The 14,756-nt window shown below is 62.5% G+C and carries 14 protein-coding genes; 6 read left to right on the top strand and 8 right to left on the bottom strand.

The genetic code is table 11. From position 1 onward, the window contains the following. Positions 1 to 951 carry a xanthine dehydrogenase family protein subunit M gene (locus tag AB8841_RS04025; RefSeq protein ID WP_370434566.1) on the bottom strand — a complete coding sequence of 317 codons (951 nt, stop codon included), beginning with the start codon at positions 949 to 951 and terminating at the stop codon, positions 1 to 3. Then, positions 948 to 1,538 carry an aldehyde dehydrogenase iron-sulfur subunit PaoA gene (paoA, locus tag AB8841_RS04020; RefSeq protein WP_370435528.1) on the bottom strand — a complete coding sequence of 197 codons (591 nt, stop codon included), beginning with the start codon at positions 1,536 to 1,538 and terminating at the stop codon, positions 948 to 950. The genes AB8841_RS04025 and paoA overlap by 4 nt, the downstream gene beginning before the upstream one ends. Positions 1,539 to 2,497: 959 nt before the next feature. Here paoA and AB8841_RS04015 point away from each other — a divergent pair. The 6 genes from AB8841_RS04015 (at position 2,498) to AB8841_RS03990 (ending at position 9,112) form a co-directional block, all read left to right on the top strand. Further along, positions 2,498 to 3,523, top strand: a complete 1,026-nt coding sequence (locus tag AB8841_RS04015; protein ID WP_370434565.1) for a serine hydrolase — start codon at positions 2,498 to 2,500, stop codon at positions 3,521 to 3,523. 69 nt (positions 3,524 to 3,592) lie between these two features. Next, the gene (locus AB8841_RS04010; protein WP_370434564.1) at positions 3,593 to 5,113 is read left to right on the top strand and encodes an ABC transporter substrate-binding protein; all 1,521 of its coding nucleotides are present in this window, start codon (positions 3,593 to 3,595) and stop codon (positions 5,111 to 5,113) included. A 165-nt stretch (positions 5,114 to 5,278) separates the two neighbouring features. Further along, entirely contained in the window at positions 5,279 to 6,217 is a 939-nt protein-coding gene (locus AB8841_RS04005; RefSeq protein ID WP_370434563.1) for an ABC transporter permease, read from the top strand. Next, positions 6,214 to 7,095, top strand: a complete 882-nt coding sequence (locus tag AB8841_RS04000; RefSeq protein ID WP_370434562.1) for an ABC transporter permease — start codon at positions 6,214 to 6,216, stop codon at positions 7,093 to 7,095. The genes AB8841_RS04005 and AB8841_RS04000 overlap by 4 nt, the downstream gene beginning before the upstream one ends. Beyond that, the gene (locus AB8841_RS03995; RefSeq protein ID WP_370434561.1) at positions 7,092 to 8,081 is read left to right on the top strand and encodes an ABC transporter ATP-binding protein; all 990 of its coding nucleotides are present in this window, start codon (positions 7,092 to 7,094) and stop codon (positions 8,079 to 8,081) included. Before AB8841_RS04000 ends, AB8841_RS03995 begins: the two co-directional genes overlap by 4 nt. Beyond that, on the top strand, positions 8,078 to 9,112 hold the full coding sequence (locus tag AB8841_RS03990) for an ABC transporter ATP-binding protein (protein WP_370434560.1): 1,035 nt from the start codon (positions 8,078 to 8,080) through the stop codon (positions 9,110 to 9,112). Before AB8841_RS03995 ends, AB8841_RS03990 begins: the two co-directional genes overlap by 4 nt. A gap of 396 nt (positions 9,113 to 9,508) precedes the next feature. Here the strand turns inward: AB8841_RS03990 and AB8841_RS03985 are convergent, their stop codons facing one another. The 6 genes from AB8841_RS03985 to AB8841_RS03960 form a co-directional block, all read right to left on the bottom strand. Then, positions 9,509 to 10,741, bottom strand: a complete 1,233-nt coding sequence (locus AB8841_RS03985) for a cyanate transporter (RefSeq protein WP_370434559.1) — start codon at positions 10,739 to 10,741, stop codon at positions 9,509 to 9,511. A 3-nt stretch (positions 10,742 to 10,744) separates the two neighbouring features. Further along, positions 10,745 to 11,218 (bottom strand): nucleoside deaminase, encoded by a 474-nt coding sequence (locus AB8841_RS03980; protein ID WP_370435527.1) that lies wholly within the window; start codon positions 11,216 to 11,218, stop codon positions 10,745 to 10,747. A 17-nt stretch (positions 11,219 to 11,235) separates the two neighbouring features. Beyond that, entirely contained in the window at positions 11,236 to 11,907 is a 672-nt protein-coding gene (locus tag AB8841_RS03975) for an ankyrin repeat domain-containing protein (protein WP_370434558.1), read from the bottom strand. A 174-nt stretch (positions 11,908 to 12,081) separates the two neighbouring features. Beyond that, positions 12,082 to 12,912 carry a LysR family transcriptional regulator gene (locus AB8841_RS03970; RefSeq protein ID WP_370435526.1) on the bottom strand — a complete coding sequence of 277 codons (831 nt, stop codon included), beginning with the start codon at positions 12,910 to 12,912 and terminating at the stop codon, positions 12,082 to 12,084. 537 nt (positions 12,913 to 13,449) lie between these two features. Next, positions 13,450 to 13,728 carry a hypothetical protein gene (locus AB8841_RS03965; RefSeq protein WP_370434557.1) on the bottom strand — a complete coding sequence of 93 codons (279 nt, stop codon included), beginning with the start codon at positions 13,726 to 13,728 and terminating at the stop codon, positions 13,450 to 13,452. 370 nt (positions 13,729 to 14,098) lie between these two features. Next, positions 14,099 to 14,656 carry a sugar O-acetyltransferase gene (locus AB8841_RS03960; protein WP_370434556.1) on the bottom strand — a complete coding sequence of 186 codons (558 nt, stop codon included), beginning with the start codon at positions 14,654 to 14,656 and terminating at the stop codon, positions 14,099 to 14,101. Between the last annotated feature and the right edge of the window lie 100 nt (positions 14,657 to 14,756).

Below are 14,756 nucleotides of genomic sequence, written 5' to 3'. Positions count from 1 at the left end.
TCAGCTCCTCGCTTCTGAGAGTACCGCGCCGAGCGTGCGCTCGACCAGGGATACCTTGAATGCGTTGTCATGGGTCGGCTTGGCATCGGCGAGCAGCTGTTCAGTCACAATCTTGGGTCCGCGCGGCAGATCGGATTCGGCCTCTTCGATCCGCCAAGGTTTATGCGCCACGCCGCCCACAGCAACGCGTCCTGTGCCGTCCTGCTGAATGATCGCCGCCACCGCGACGAGAGCAAAGGCGTAAGATGCGCGGTCTCGCACCTTGCGGTAGATCTGCCGGCCGCCGATGGGCGGTGGCAAGGTCAGTGCCGTGATGAGCTCACCCGGCTCCAGCGCCGTCTCCACGTGGGGGGTGTCGTCGGGCAGGCGGTGAAACTCAGCAATCGGGATCGTCCGGATAGCGCCGTCGGGCCGCACGGTCTCGACCGTCGCGTCGAGCGCCCGCATGGCTACCGCCATGTCGCTCGGGTTGGTGGCGATGCAGGCATCGCTCACCCCAATGATGCCGAGCTGTCGGCTGAACCCGCCAATGGCCGAGCAGCCGCTGCCGGGCTGTCGTTTGTTGCAAGGCTGATCGGTGTCATAGAAGTAGGGGCAGCGGGTGCGCTGGAGAAGGTTCCCTGCCGTCGTGGCCCGGTTGCGCAACTGGCCGGACGCGCCAGCGAGCAGCGCCCGTGACAGGACACCGTAGTCGCGTCGGACGCGCTCATCGGCGGCAAGGTCGGTGTTACGGACGAGCGCGCCGATGCGAAGCCCGCCATCCGGGGTTGGCTCGATGGCGTCGAGCTTCAGACCGTTCACATCGACGAGGTGGGTGGGGGTCTCGATCTGCAGTTTCATCAGGTCGAGCAGATTCGTGCCGCCCGCGATGAACTTCGCGCCGGGCATGCGTGCGACGGCGGCAGCTGCCTCGATGGGCGCATTGGCGCGCTCATATGTGAAAGCTCTCATCCCTGCCTCCCGGCGACCTCGACGATGGCCTCGACGATGTTGGAGTAAGCGCCGCACCGGCAGAGATTGCCGCTCATTCGTTCGCGGAGCTCGGCCTCGCTGAGCTGCACCGGGGCGGTGAGATCGGCCGTGACATGGCTCGGAATCCCGGCTTTGATTTCGTCCAGCACCGCCACGGCCGAGCATATCTGTCCGGGCGTGCAGTAGCCGCACTGATAGCCGTCGTGCTTGACGAACGCCGCCTGCATCGGATGCAGGTCATCCGGCGTGCCGAGCCCCTCGATCGACGTGACCGCGCTGCCCTGGTGCATCACGGCGAGAGTCAGACAGGAATTGATCCGCCGCCCATCGACCACGACCGTGCAAGCTCCACATTGGCCGTGATCGCAGCCCTTCTTGGTGCCCGTGAGATGAAGGTGCTCCCGGAGAGCGTCGAGGAGCGTCGTACGGGTGTCGAGCTCGAGCGTGCGAACCTGCCCGTTCACGTTGAACGAAACCTGTGTCATCACCGGCGTCCCACCCGGGGCGGGTTGCGCCCTCACCGACGGCGCCGCCGCGAGCGCCGCACAGGCCCCAGCACCGACCATCACCTCGCGCCGATTCACATTCGGCTCGCCATGATCCGACATATGGCCTCCTTGCTCTGTTGACTGCGAAGGCCGGCTCCGCTCCGCCACAGCCCGAAACTGGCCGCGCGCCACAGTCACGGCCGAAATGGTCTCCAGGCGACAACAACCTCTCGTCAATGGTGGTTCCAACCGAGTGAGATAACCGCCGAAGGTGTTGTCATGTCTGGATGGTGCCCGTTGGAAGATGGGATTGTTGATGACGTTTGGGCCTCGCGGGGTACGAGACTAGGATAGGCGGCAAACTCCCAGCGGCACCGCTCGACCAACGCTTTTACTTGTTATTTCCTGTATTCAAGCTCGATACGGTCATGCATTTTCAGTGGCTTTGACATACCGGGGAATAGTTGAAATCGCCGGGAGACGGATTCTACTTGGTTACATTGACGGTGCCGACACAAGAACTGCTCCCGAACCCTCTCCAAGCTGGAACGAAACAGAAACTCTCGTCTGTCGGGGCTGCTCGCCCCCTTCCCGTTCGACGAACCAAGATCAGGCAGTTCGTCCGGACCGCCGAAGGGACTGGCACCAAGTGTAGGGGATGAGTGATGGCACGTCGAGAGCTTCTGAGTCCCTGGGGAGCGTCAGGCGCTGCTCGGCAGTCCAGACGACATGGGTATCGAGGTTGAGGAAGTGATGGTCGCCCAGGCCATGATCGCCCAAGCCGAGCGCGCTACTGTTCGGGCGGACCATACCGGATTGCGGTGTAACGCAAGGGCGAAGGTCTGCCATCTGAATAGCGCCGTATCTTTCGTCGCTGCATAGATTACCAAGGCGTAAATTCGGCGAATGGTGATAGGTCCCGAAAGATCCAATTGACTGATTGGTTACGCCGTTTCTACGGTCCTCACGTTGAGAGCGGTGACGGGCGCCCACTAAAGCACCCAAGCCGCGTGATGAGTGCTGCCGCCCTGACGATCATGGCTCTTGGCGCCGAACGGACGCCTTCAGCACTGGGCGAAGGCAGTCATGCTGTCCTGGCGCGGCTCGGAGAGGCGTTGATGTGGTTTCGGAAAGATCGGGCTCTCGACGATGCTGGAAGGTCGCTAGTCGAGGCGATGCTGGCGCGCTTCGGCTCGTACGGCCTGACGCGCGAGGGGTTCGCCCTCACCCTGCTGGTGCACGAAAAGCCCCTCGACGGGCAGCCGGAGGGCGACCCACCGGCCCGCTTCGCGATACACGGCTCGCAGACCTTCTATCCCTGCAGCGTCGTCAAGCTCTTTTATCTCGTTGCCGCCCAGCAACGGTTAGAGGAGGGATTGATCCAGCCGCACGAGGAACTCTCGCGTGCGATGCGGGATATGATCCACGTTTCCAGCAACACTGCAACCAATTATGTCATCGACTTGGTGACCGAGACGACAGGCGACACCCTGCTGGCGCCGGAAGCGATGGCGGAGTGGGTGTACCATCGCAACTGGGTAAACCGATTCTTCGCCGACTTCGGGTGGCCCGAACTCGAGCCCATCAATCTTTGCCAGAAACTGATGGATGATCAGCGCTATGGCCGCGAGCAGGTTTTTGTCGGCCTAAACGGCGCCAATCACAACCGCCTGACCACGGATGCGACGGTGCGCCTCTTTCATGCCGTCATGACTGGAAGGGCCGTAACATCGGCGCGCTCCAAGATCGTACGGGACTATCTCTGGCGACCTCACGATGCCGATTTCGTCCGTGACGAACCAAATGGTCAGATCGTCGGATACTTCGGCGCCGGATTGCCGCCTAGTGCCAAGCTCTGGTCGAAGGCGGGCTGGACCGGTTGGACCGGCGATCCGACAGCGAGCTACCGGCGGCACGATGCCGCCTATGTCGAGCTGGCTGGAGGGCGGCAGTTCACGCTTGCTGTATTCACCTACGGTCGCGAGATCAGCGTCAATCTCGAGGTCCTGCCGACGCTGGCCGCCGCAACCTGTGCCCTTGTCCAAGGGCTGCCAATGAATTGAGCGCGAGCGGGCGACCGCATTGAAGATTAAACCGTGCGCGGAGCGCCGGGCCGAGGGAGGAAGACGATCATGCTGAGCTCATTCATGCAAACGATCCGCCGCAGTGCGGTTCTCACACCGCTCATTCTGGCTGTCGTCTTCGGCGGCGCCGCAGAAGCGACGACAAAATTCCGCGTCGCAATCCCCGAGGACGCGCTGACCCTCGACCCGATCGCTTCCAGCGACAATCCTTCGATCTGGACGGAACTGCTGATCTTCGACCAGCTCATCCGTCCGACGCCCGACGGCAAGAATCTGTCGCCGGGCTTGGCGGAGAAGTGGACGATCTCGCCAGACGGTCTCGAATACGTCTTCACGCTACGGGACGCGAAGTTCTCCAATGGAGATCCGGTCACAACCGATGACGTGATCTATTCGCTGCAGCGCGCCGCCGGCGACAAGTCCGACTGGGCTCGCTTCTTCAAGCCCATCACCCATTTCGAGGCGGTTGACGCCAAGACGATCCGTATGAAGCTCGACAAACCGTTCACGCCGATGCTGAACAATCTGGCGCTGTTCTCGGCCTCGATCGTTCCCAAGAAGCTGGTCGAGGCGGACAAGGACTTCTTTCTGCATCCGATCGGAAGCGGCCCCTTCAGCCTGACTCGCTGGAGCAAGGGCGAGAAAATCGAACTCGCCAAGAACCCAAACTATTGGCAGGCCGGCAAGCCTTCCGTCGACTCGGCTGAACTCGACATCATCAACGAGGACAATGCCCGTGTCCTCAAACTGCAGGCAGGCGAGATCGACGCCACAATTGACGTACCGTACAATCAAATGTCGAAGCTCGCATCCGATTCCAGCCTCAAGGTCGGCACGGCGGACGTCTTCCGTATCGATCTCGTGCAACTCAATACCACCAAGAAGCCGTTCGGCGACGTGCGCGTGCGTCAGGCGCTGAACTATGCGGTGAACAAAGACGCGATCATTCGCAGCGTGCTGTTCGGCAACGGCAAGCCGGCCGTGGCTGCCATTCCGATCATGGCCTACCACAATGAGGAGCTGAAGCCCTATCCAGTCGACGAAGCCAAGGCCAAGAGCCTCTTGGCAGAGGCCGGCTATCCCAATGGCTTCAGCACCACGCTGCTGGTTCCGGCCGGCAACGTGACCTATCGCCAGGTCGCAACCGTGCTGCAGGCGGCCCTGAAGAAGATCGGCGTGACGGTAGAACTCCAGACCATCGAAGGCTCCTCGCAATTCTCGACCACGAAGGCGGGCAATTACGAGATGTCGCTGAGCTACGCGACATCGGATACGATCGATCCCGACCAGCTCACCGGCTTCACCTCGGTCAACCCTGAGCGCGCCAATGCCTTCCACACGCAATGGCACGACGATCGCGTCAACGAGCTTTACGCGCTGGAGCGCCAGACCCTTGATGGGCCCGAGCGCAGCAAGCAGTTCAAGGAGATCGAGCAGCGCGTGCACGATGCGGCGCCCTTCATCTTCCTCTACCATGCCCAGGCGACCTATGCATCGCGCGCCAATGTCGAAGACTTCCGAGTGCTGCCGACGTCGAACTTCCGGCTCGAGGACGTGGTGGTGAAATAGGCGGGTGCCTTGGCACCCGGAATTGCGGGCACTGCGACGCATGCCGGTCATCCTGAAATGGCCGTCGGGCTTTCCGGTTCGTGGACGGCGCGACGGTTTCAGACCTCCTGAACATCGTGTAAGCTCCGATCCGAGCTTCTCCGTGACTCAAGACGCGGCTACCTCATGGATATCCTGCGCTTCACCGCCGTGCGGCTGATGCAGCTCGTACCGGTCCTGCTCGGCATCACGCTGGCAGCCTTCCTGCTCCTGCGCGTGCTTCCCGGTGATCCTGCAACATTGATCCTGGGCAGCCGTGGCACCGCCGAGGATATCGCCAAGCTCAACGCACAGCTCGGCCTCGACGCGCCGCTGTGGCACCAATACCTCTCCTTCCTGTTCGATCTTCTCCGCGGCAGCTTTGGGCAGTCCATCGCATATCGCCAGCCGGTCGGCGGACTGATCCTGGAGCGGATCTGGGCCACGCTGGCTCTTGTCGGCCTCAGCACGATCATCGCCATCATCCTAACGGTCCCGCTCGCCATGCTGGCTGCGGTCGACAAGGACGGTCCCTTCGATGTCACCATCAAGGGCCTGTTCGTCGTCGCGATGTCGATGCCCTCTTTCTGGCTCGGCACGCTCCTGGTGCTGCTCCTGAGCCTCGAATGGCGTCTCTTCCCAGTCTCCGGATACGGCAACGGCTTCCTTGACCGGCTGCACCATCTCGCCCTGCCCGCCTTCGTCATCGCCCTCTCGACGGCGGCCCTGACAATTCGGGCGCTGCGCAGCAGCATCATTGCCGTCATGCGAGCCGATTATATCGACACGGCCCGGGCCAAGGGGTTGACCGTCAAGGCGGTGATGCTGAAACATGTCCTGCGTAACTCCCTGATTTCGACAATCTCCGTCCTCGGCGTGCACACGAGCTGGATCATCGGCGGCACGGTCGTGATCGAATCCATTTTTGGCATTCCAGGGCTCGGCTACCTTCTGGTCTCATCCATCGCGGCGCGCGACTACCCCATGGTGCAGGGCCTCACCGTCACCTTCGCCGTCCTGGTCGTGGTGATCAACGCCTTGACCGACATCGCCTATGCGCTCGCAGACCCGAGGGTCCGGCTATGACGACGGTGCCTCATTCCAGTCCCCTGCCGGTGCCGTTTCGCCCGCGATCCTGGCGAAGCGGCGTCTGGGAACGCGTGCGCCGCTCGCCTTCGTTCCTGGCCGGGTCGATCATGCTGACCCTGCTGCTGATCGCTACCGTGATCGGCCCGATGCTGAGCGGCTTTGATCCCAACGAGGTGTCCCTCGACGACGCGATGATGCCGCCGAGCGCGGCCCACTGGTTCGGCACCGACAATCTCGGTCGCGACATCCTCGTCCGGGTGCTGGAAGCCTCGCGCACCGACCTTGAAATCGCCGCGGTTTGCGTTGCCCTGCCCTTCCTGATCGGCTCGATTATCGGGGCGGTGTCCGCCTATATCGGCGGCATCTTCGACGCGGTGGTGATGCGCATCATCGACATCGTCTGGGCCTTCCCCTTCTATGTCCTGGTGATCGCCATCGTCGGATCGCTGGGCCCGAGCGTCGGGAACATGTACCTGGCCTTCACTCTGGTGGTGTGGATCTCGTTCGCCCGGATCGTGCGCGGCGAGGTGCTGCTGGCGCGCGAGCTCGAATATGTCCAGGCAGCCAGGATGCTGGGCTTCAGCCATGCCCGTATCGTGTTCCGGCACCTCATCCCCAACGTCATCACGCCGGCGATCGTCTTCGCCATGTCCGACGTGATCCTCACCATTCTGGCCGTGACCTCGCTCGGTTTCCTCGGTCTCGGTATCCAGCCGCCTCAGGCCGAATGGGGTGTGATGGTCGCCGAGGGTCGCAACTTTATCTTCGACGCTCCCTGGATCACGATCTTTCCGGGCCTGGCCATCATCTATGTTGGCATCACCTTCGCATTGATCAGCGACGGTCTTGACGATTTCCTCAGGCCGAAGTCATGACCACCACGCCTCTGCTCAGCGTCCGCCACCTGCGCGTCGGCTTCGGCAAAATCGGCAAGCGCGTCAACGTCGTCGACAACGTCTCCTTCGACGTCGGCCAAGGGGAGGTCTTTGGCCTCGTAGGGGAATCCGGCAGCGGCAAGAGCGTGACTTGCCGCTCGATCATCCGCCTGTTCGCCGGGGCCTCGGCGGGAATCGACAATGGCGAGATCCTGTTCGAGGGCGTCGACCTCGCGAGACTGCCGGAAGCCAAGCTCTCTGAGATCCGCGGCGCGGCCATCTCGATGATCTTCCAAGACCCGATGACCGCGCTCAATCCGACCATGTCCATTGGGACGCAGATCGGCGAGGTGCTGCGCCGCCACCAGTCTCTGCGCGGCGCAGCCGTGCGCGCCCGCGTTCTGGAACTGCTTGGCCAGGTCGGCGTGCCCAACCCAGCCGCGCGTGTCGATTCCTACCCGCACCAGTTCAGCGGCGGCATGCGCCAGCGCGTCCTCATCGCCATGGCGCTCGCCTGCCATCCCCGGCTCCTCATCGCCGATGAGCCGACGACGGCACTCGACGTCACCGTGCAGGATCAGATCCTCAAGCTGATCCTCAGGATGCGCCGCGAGACCGGCACCGGCGTACTGCTCGTCACCCACGACCTTGGCGTGGTGGCTCAAACCTGCGACAAGGTCGGCGTGATGTATGCAGGACGGATCGTCGAGTCCGGGTCAGTGCGCGAAATCTTCACCCGGCCAAGCCATCCCTATACCCGCGCCCTCCTGGGGGCGCTGCCCGCCGGCGCCAGCCGCAAGCCGCTGCTGCCGATCGGGGGCTCACCGCCCGACCTCGCGAATCCGCCGGCAGGCTGCCGTTTCCATCCGCGCTGTCCCATGGCGATTGAGGCCTGCCGCAGCCAGGTGCCGCCGCCTGTCGATCTCGGCGCCGATCACACCAGCGCCTGCCTGCGCGTTGCCGACCTCAGGGGAGCTGTCCCATGACCTGGTCCGGCGCGCCTATCCTGGAGCTGAAGGGAATCAGCAAGTCCTTCAAGTCGAAGACATCTATCGCCGGCCTTCTGACCGGGCGCGGTACGCGGGTGCTACGCGCGGTACGCGACGTTTCGCTGACGCTCCGTGCCGGTGAGACGCTCGGCATCGTCGGCGAGAGCGGCTGCGGCAAATCCACGCTCGGGCGCTGCATCACGGGTTTCTACAAGCCCGATGAAGGCGAGGTTCTGTACGCCGGTCGGCCGTTCCTCGAAACAGGAACTCGGCTGGAGCGCAGCCGCGCCATTCAGATGATTTTCCAGGATCCCTATTCCTCGCTCAATCCGCGCATGACGCTGGCACAGGCGCTCGACGAGGTATTACTTGTCCACGGCCTGCGCAAGGGCGCCGGCGAGCGCAGCAGCCGGGTTGACGAACTCATGGATACGGTCGGCCTGTCGCCTGCTTTGAAGCACCGCCTGCCACACGCTCTTAGCGGCGGCCAGCGCCAGCGGTTCTCCATTGCGCGTGCTCTGGCGGTCGAGCCACGTATCCTCGTTGCGGATGAGCCGGTCTCCGCTCTCGACGCCTCGGTGCAGGCGCAGATCATCAACCTCTTTGTCGAGTTGCGCGAGCGCCTCGGCCTCGCTTACATCTTCATCGCTCATGACCTCGATGTCGTGCGCTATGTCAGCCAGCGCATCGGAGTGATGTATCTTGGCCAAATCGTCGAGCTCGCCGATGCCGACTCCATATTCGAGTCCCCCGGTCACCCCTACACGCGGGGTCTCCTGTCGGCGATTCCGGAGGCCAATCCTGAACATCGGCGCGAGGCGGCGAGCATTGAGGGCGACCTTCCCGACCCGTTGTCGCCGCCGCCGGGCTGCAGCTTTTCCACTCGTTGCCCGATGGCGGTCGAGACCTGCCGGAGCGCCGCTCCGCCGGCCCGGCTGATTGCCGGACATGTGGTCCGCTGTCACCGGGGCGAGGAAGTGGCCGCAATGTCGGAGAGCATGAGAAACGATAATGTCACGGTAACCTGAGGCGTGCGCAACGAACCCTGCTTTGCCGGTTTCACGCGAGCACGCCCGCCGCGGCTATCCAAGCCGCGATAGCCTGAAGGCGATGAAAGTGGATGCTCCAGGGCAGAGCGGCGGGAATGAAGGGGACGACCTGGTTTCTGACGGCTGAAAAGACCGAGGTGAACCGCTGCAGGTCTCCTACGACCGAACGTCAGCGCCCGTTGCGGGACCGTCTCATAGCTGACCAGGATACCTCAAGCCGCGATCCATCTCCTTGACCATGCGCAGGCTGATCGGGAACCGAAAGTAAAGCCAGACAGCATGACGGATCACCTCAGCCGGAAAGCAGTGGCCGGTGCAGCGAGGGTGACGGGCCTTCTTCATCCCTCACATATGCCTCCGCCCGGTCCCCACTGGTTAAGCTGACGGTGCCGTCTCGATTGGCAGTTCCTTCCGTAAAGTTGGTGGACGGATTGCACTCTCGTAGCTTCGTGGGTCAACATGCCAGTACAGCCACGTCACGGTGGCAATGCAGGCGAGTTGCAGCAGCCAGCCCGCAAGGAAGCTGCCCGTCAGATCGTGAAGGAGGGCCGCGATCCACGGCGGCATCGCCGCGATGAGGAAGCCACCCCCCTGCATGAGTGCCGACAGCGCGCCAGCCTCGGCTGGGTCAGGCAGATGATCGAGCGCCACGATCATGGAAAGCGAAAAGCAGCCGCCTAGCCCTGCTCCCAGCAGGGCCGCCCACAAGACCGGCGCGGCCTCGGGCCTCGCTGCCAGCGCGGCAAAGCCCGCCGCTTGCATCGCGAGCGTCAGCCAGAGCCACGGACGGCGATCCTCCCGCTTTCCGGCGAGGACCGGAAGCAGCAGAGCGGCAAGCGCCTGAGCAACCGCCATGATCGCCAGCAGGCCGCCGCTGCTCGCGCTGGTCCACCCATGCTCGCGATAGAACGGCGCAAGCCATGCCACCACTGTGGAGTAGCCGCCGTTGACGAGACCGAAGCACGCCATGAGCAACCATGTCCGCGGCCGCTTGAGAAGAACCGCCGCTGCACGGCCGCCCGCTTGCGGCGTGCCGTCGCGCGGCAGGCATCGGGCGGCCAGAACCGCGGCGAGCAGCGCCGGGATCGCCATCCACGCAAGCCCGGCATGCCAGTTCCGCGCTGGGGCGGCAATCAGCGGCGCCATCAATGCGCCGAGAGCTCCGCCGCCCATCAGCATCGCCGAATATAGCCCCGTGACGAGGCCGACATGCCGGGGAAACCGCAGCTTGACGATTCCCGGAAACACAGCCTGCACGATTGCAGCGCCAAGCCCGAGCAGCGCCGCCGTTCCCAGCATCTGCCAGCCTGTCGCGACGAACAGGCGCAGGAACGAGCCGAGGGACAGAACGGCGAGCGCGGCGACGACTGACCGCCGCGCGCCGAATCTGGCCTGCAGCGAAGGACCGGCGAAGGCGAACACCCCCATCAGCAGCATCGGCACGAGGGTCAGCAGCGCCATGCCCTGCAGGCCAAGGCCGGTTTCGGCGCTCACGCTTGCGGCAAGCGGGCCGACGCCGGTAATGAACGGCCTGAGATTGAGGCCGACCAGAGCGACGACGGCGAGGAGCAGGGCGTTGGCCGCCGGCAGAGAATTCTTGCGCTCCATATTCTACGCCCGCTTGTCCCGAATCTGCTCCCACTCGGCATAAGGGCCTGGATAATGCTCCAGCCGCACCGGCACGTAGCGGATCTTCATCGATTGCTCGGCAAACGGTTTGGCGAGTTCCGCATAGATCTCCGCCGTCGAAAGGCCGTAAGGCGCGCCGTCGTCATTGGAATAGGCGTAGGCGACCTCGCGGACGCCGGCCAGTCGCATCGCGGCCATGCACATCGGGCAGGGATGGCCGCTGGCATAGACCGCGCAGCCTTCGAGATCAGGCGAGCCGAGCTTGCGGCTGGCGGCGCGGAGGGCCGTTAGTTCCGCATGTGCGGTGGGATCGTTGGTGCTGTGGATTTCGTTGACCCCGGTCGCAATGACCTTGCGGTCCTTGACGACAACGGCCCCGAAGGGGCGACCGCCGTTTCTGACGTTGGCATGCGCGAGTTCAATGGCCTCGCACAGGAAATGGCTGTCTTCCTTCATGATCACCTCCGGATCCTTCATCGCGCGCCCGCGGCAACGAGAAGCTTTTCGATTTCCCTGAAGCTGCGGCTGCGCGCATGCTGGAGCGGCGTGACGCCGTCGCGATCCGGCAGATTGATGTTTGCCTTCGCTCCGATGAGCAGTTCGACGATCTCCTGGTGACGTTCGCCGCCGTCGCTGAGGATGATTGCTTCCAGAAGGGCAGTCCACCCGAGTTTGTTGACATGGTCGACGTTGACCCCTGCCGCGATCAGCGTGCGCACGGTCTCAACATGGCCGCGCTCCGATGCCGGAATGAGAGCGGTGCCGCCGTAGCGGTTGGTGCTCCTCAAGTCGGCGCCATGCGAGAGCGTCATCTTGAGGATTTCGAGATGGCCGCGCGCGCCGGCATAGAGATAAGGGCTGTCCTCGATCTTGTCCTTGGCGTTGACATCGGCGCCGGCCTCGATCAGCGTTTTTGCGGCGGCCAGCCTGTTTCCATGCGTCGCCACCAGCAAGGCAGTGGCGCCCGTGCGATCGCGCGCATCGATTTTTACGCCTTCCGCCAGAAGCTTCTCAATCGCCGCGACATCGTCCTTTTCCGCCGCGGCATGCATTGGGATCTCACTCATAGTTTTTCCTGACGCAGTAAAAGGAATGGATGCCAGGGCCGATACGGCGGCACAAAAAATGATCGTATAGCGAAGCATTGACTTGCTCTGTTGCGCATTAGCCTAATGGGCTTTGGCCTGCCGAGCATTTCCAGGCTGCGGCATGAACGGCTCCCACCAGCATCGGGTACGTCGTTGAAATAAGTTCGAAACATCGTATTTGGAAATTAAATATCTGGATCGCTACTATTACTAATCCGAATATGAATGGTGTTACGGATGAAGGGTGGCGATCATGTGCTGAACCAGCTCCGAGGTCGGCCCCGTCTTCTCCCAGGCATAGATTGAGACAACCATCGAGGGCTCCGTGCCGAACGGGGCATACGGTCGGACTTGGCGTCCGGCCGTCGTGCCGACCGGCAAAAGCGACAGGCCGAGCCCGGCCTCCACTCCGACAAGAACATTGTGAAGGCTGCTGCCCGAGAAGGCGATGTACCAGCGGCGACGCTCGCGTTCGACGCGCTCGAACATGGCTTCACGGTAAAGACCGCCCGGCGGGAAGGCGACCAGCGGCACAGGATCCGGCCATTCAGGGGCTTTGACGCTCTCGAACCACGCCATTGCTTGCGGGAAGGTCGCCCGGTAGTCGGGACTGGCGGCAGGCTCCTTGACGATGACGATGTCAAACTCGCCGCCGCGGTAGCGCCTCGTCAGATCGCGGCTCAGCCCGGCGGTGACATCCAGCCTTATCTCGCGATGGCGTTTGGCGAATTCCCCGAAGGCTTCCGCCATCGCCATGCTGACGATATCTTCCGGAAGCCCGATGCGGATGGATGTCGTGCCGGCAGGATCGCTGAGGACGGTTTCCGCCTCTTGCTGGAGGGCGAGAATCCGGCGCGCATAGCCCAGCAGGCGCTCGCCTGCGTCCGTCGGCCGGACCGGCCGCGCAATGCGATCCACGAGCGGGTGGCCGACCGCGTCCTCGAGCCGGCCAAGCTGCTGGCTGATCGTGGATTGCGTCATGTTCAGATGCTGGGCAGCCCGAGTGAAGCTTCCCGCGTCGGCGATCGTGACAAAAGAACGAAGAAGGCGCGGATCAAGCATCATTCCCCCTACCATGAGCGGCGTTGAAGAGCCTCCAGTGGGAGGGGCTCTATCCAGATTTGGAATGCTAAATATATATACATTCAATTTTCAAATGCGGCAGTTGCCTTCGACATGAGGCCGACTCGACCGGCCTTCGTTCGGCACCTCTCGCGTCCAATTGCAAAGCGGAACACTTCTGGGAGCTGCAAGACAGGCGGTAGTCCCGCCCACAAGGTCTTTGCCTGCGGTAGGCTCTTGTGTGGGCGGCGGGATGCTTAGGGCATCGGATGTGAAAAGCAGACTTGCACTTTTGGGACCGGATCCGACGCTCTCTTCTTGGAAAGAGCGCATCGTTCTTGCGAAATAACCGAGGCCACTTTTCGCACGATGCGCTCGCGCGGCCCGCCAGGTCCGCCCGATGCGCTAAAGCATCGGACCCAAAAGTGGGAACCGGTTTTGCGTGAAGATGCTCAAGAGCATAGACTGACTGCGTCGGACGTGAGTTCGATTTCACGTCTGACGCTGTAGCGCGGCCCGCTGGGTCCGCACGATGTTCTAGCTCGCCGGCTTCCATTTCGGATATATGAAGCGCTTCTCGAAGACGTGGGGATGGCCGATGAGCAGGGAGGCTTCGGGCGGCAATTTGCTGTCATCAATCCGCTCACAACCGGTCAAGGCGTTCAGAAGGCCTGGGTTAGGGAGGCTGGCGAAGAGTGTGGGTGGACCCGAGCCGGCGGAGGCTACCAGCATCATCTGGCCCGGGCATCCGAGCTTCATGAACAGGCCTTCAAACTGTTCTTGAACCGCGTCCCATTCGGTCGGCTCGATGATCATTCGCACCCAGATCATTCAGTATCTCCCGGCCCAAGTGGCTGCATCGAAAACCAGGATGCCATGGCTGCCGCTCTGGAGTCTGTCCCCGGCAACGTGACCCTGCCGTTATGGGGCCACAAACACGACCGAAGCCAAGTCTGACGCCCGGTCTATTGCTCGGTGCGGAAGGTCGGAAGGACCCGGCACTCGGTCGCAAAAGCCACCAGACCTGCTTCAGCCCATCGGGTCGTTTCCGCTTCATTCCCGGAGTGCGGCAACGCGAGAGTTGAAGAGGAACTGAAACGCAGGCGCGCCGACTTGCTCGGTGAGGCAGATCGACTGGCACACAGGATCGAGGCCATAGAGCCTCCTACCTCGTGACAACATTTCCTCAGTCGCCGATAGAACGAATGATGCGCGCGGGATTTCCTCCGACAAGGGTATTCGGGGGAACGTCCTTGGTGACGACCGAACCGGCAGCCACGACTGAGTTTTCGCCTACCGTCACCCCGCCAATGACCGTTGCGCCCGCTGCGATCCAGACGTTTTTCTCAATTACAATGGGCTTCCCGATCGTGATGGCCCGTCGTTGCGAAGGTTCGAGAGGATGGCCCGTCGTGATGATGCTCACGTTCGGACCGATCATGACATCGTCTGCGATGTCGATCCCGCCAAGATCATAGAAAGTGCAGTTTTGATTGACGAAGACGTTCCGCCCGACGCGGATTTCGTCCCCGCCTGCCGTATAGAATGGCGGCAACAGTAGAAAGCTCTCATCCACCTTTTTGCCGATGAGTTCACTGAAGAGTGTCCGAATTTCGTCTGCATCGGTGAACGTCAAGCGGTTGAGTGTGGCGGTGATTGCCATCGCTCGTTTGGTGTTCGCTACCATAGCCGCTGATTCCGGCGTTCTCCTGTGAATTATCTTGGTCCGATCATCAAACGCCATTCGCTGGTTTCCTCCGGGCACGTCGAATGGTCGTTCGGTGCGTGACGGACGCGTCGGGATTCGTGTAGTGCAAGCATAGAAGGAGAAGGGGCTGCAATCC

The organism is Microvirga sp. TS319, from assembly GCF_041276405.1.
Taxonomy (GTDB): Bacteria; Pseudomonadota; Alphaproteobacteria; order Rhizobiales; family Beijerinckiaceae; genus Microvirga.
This window is presented reverse-complemented; position numbering and strand designations above follow the sequence as displayed.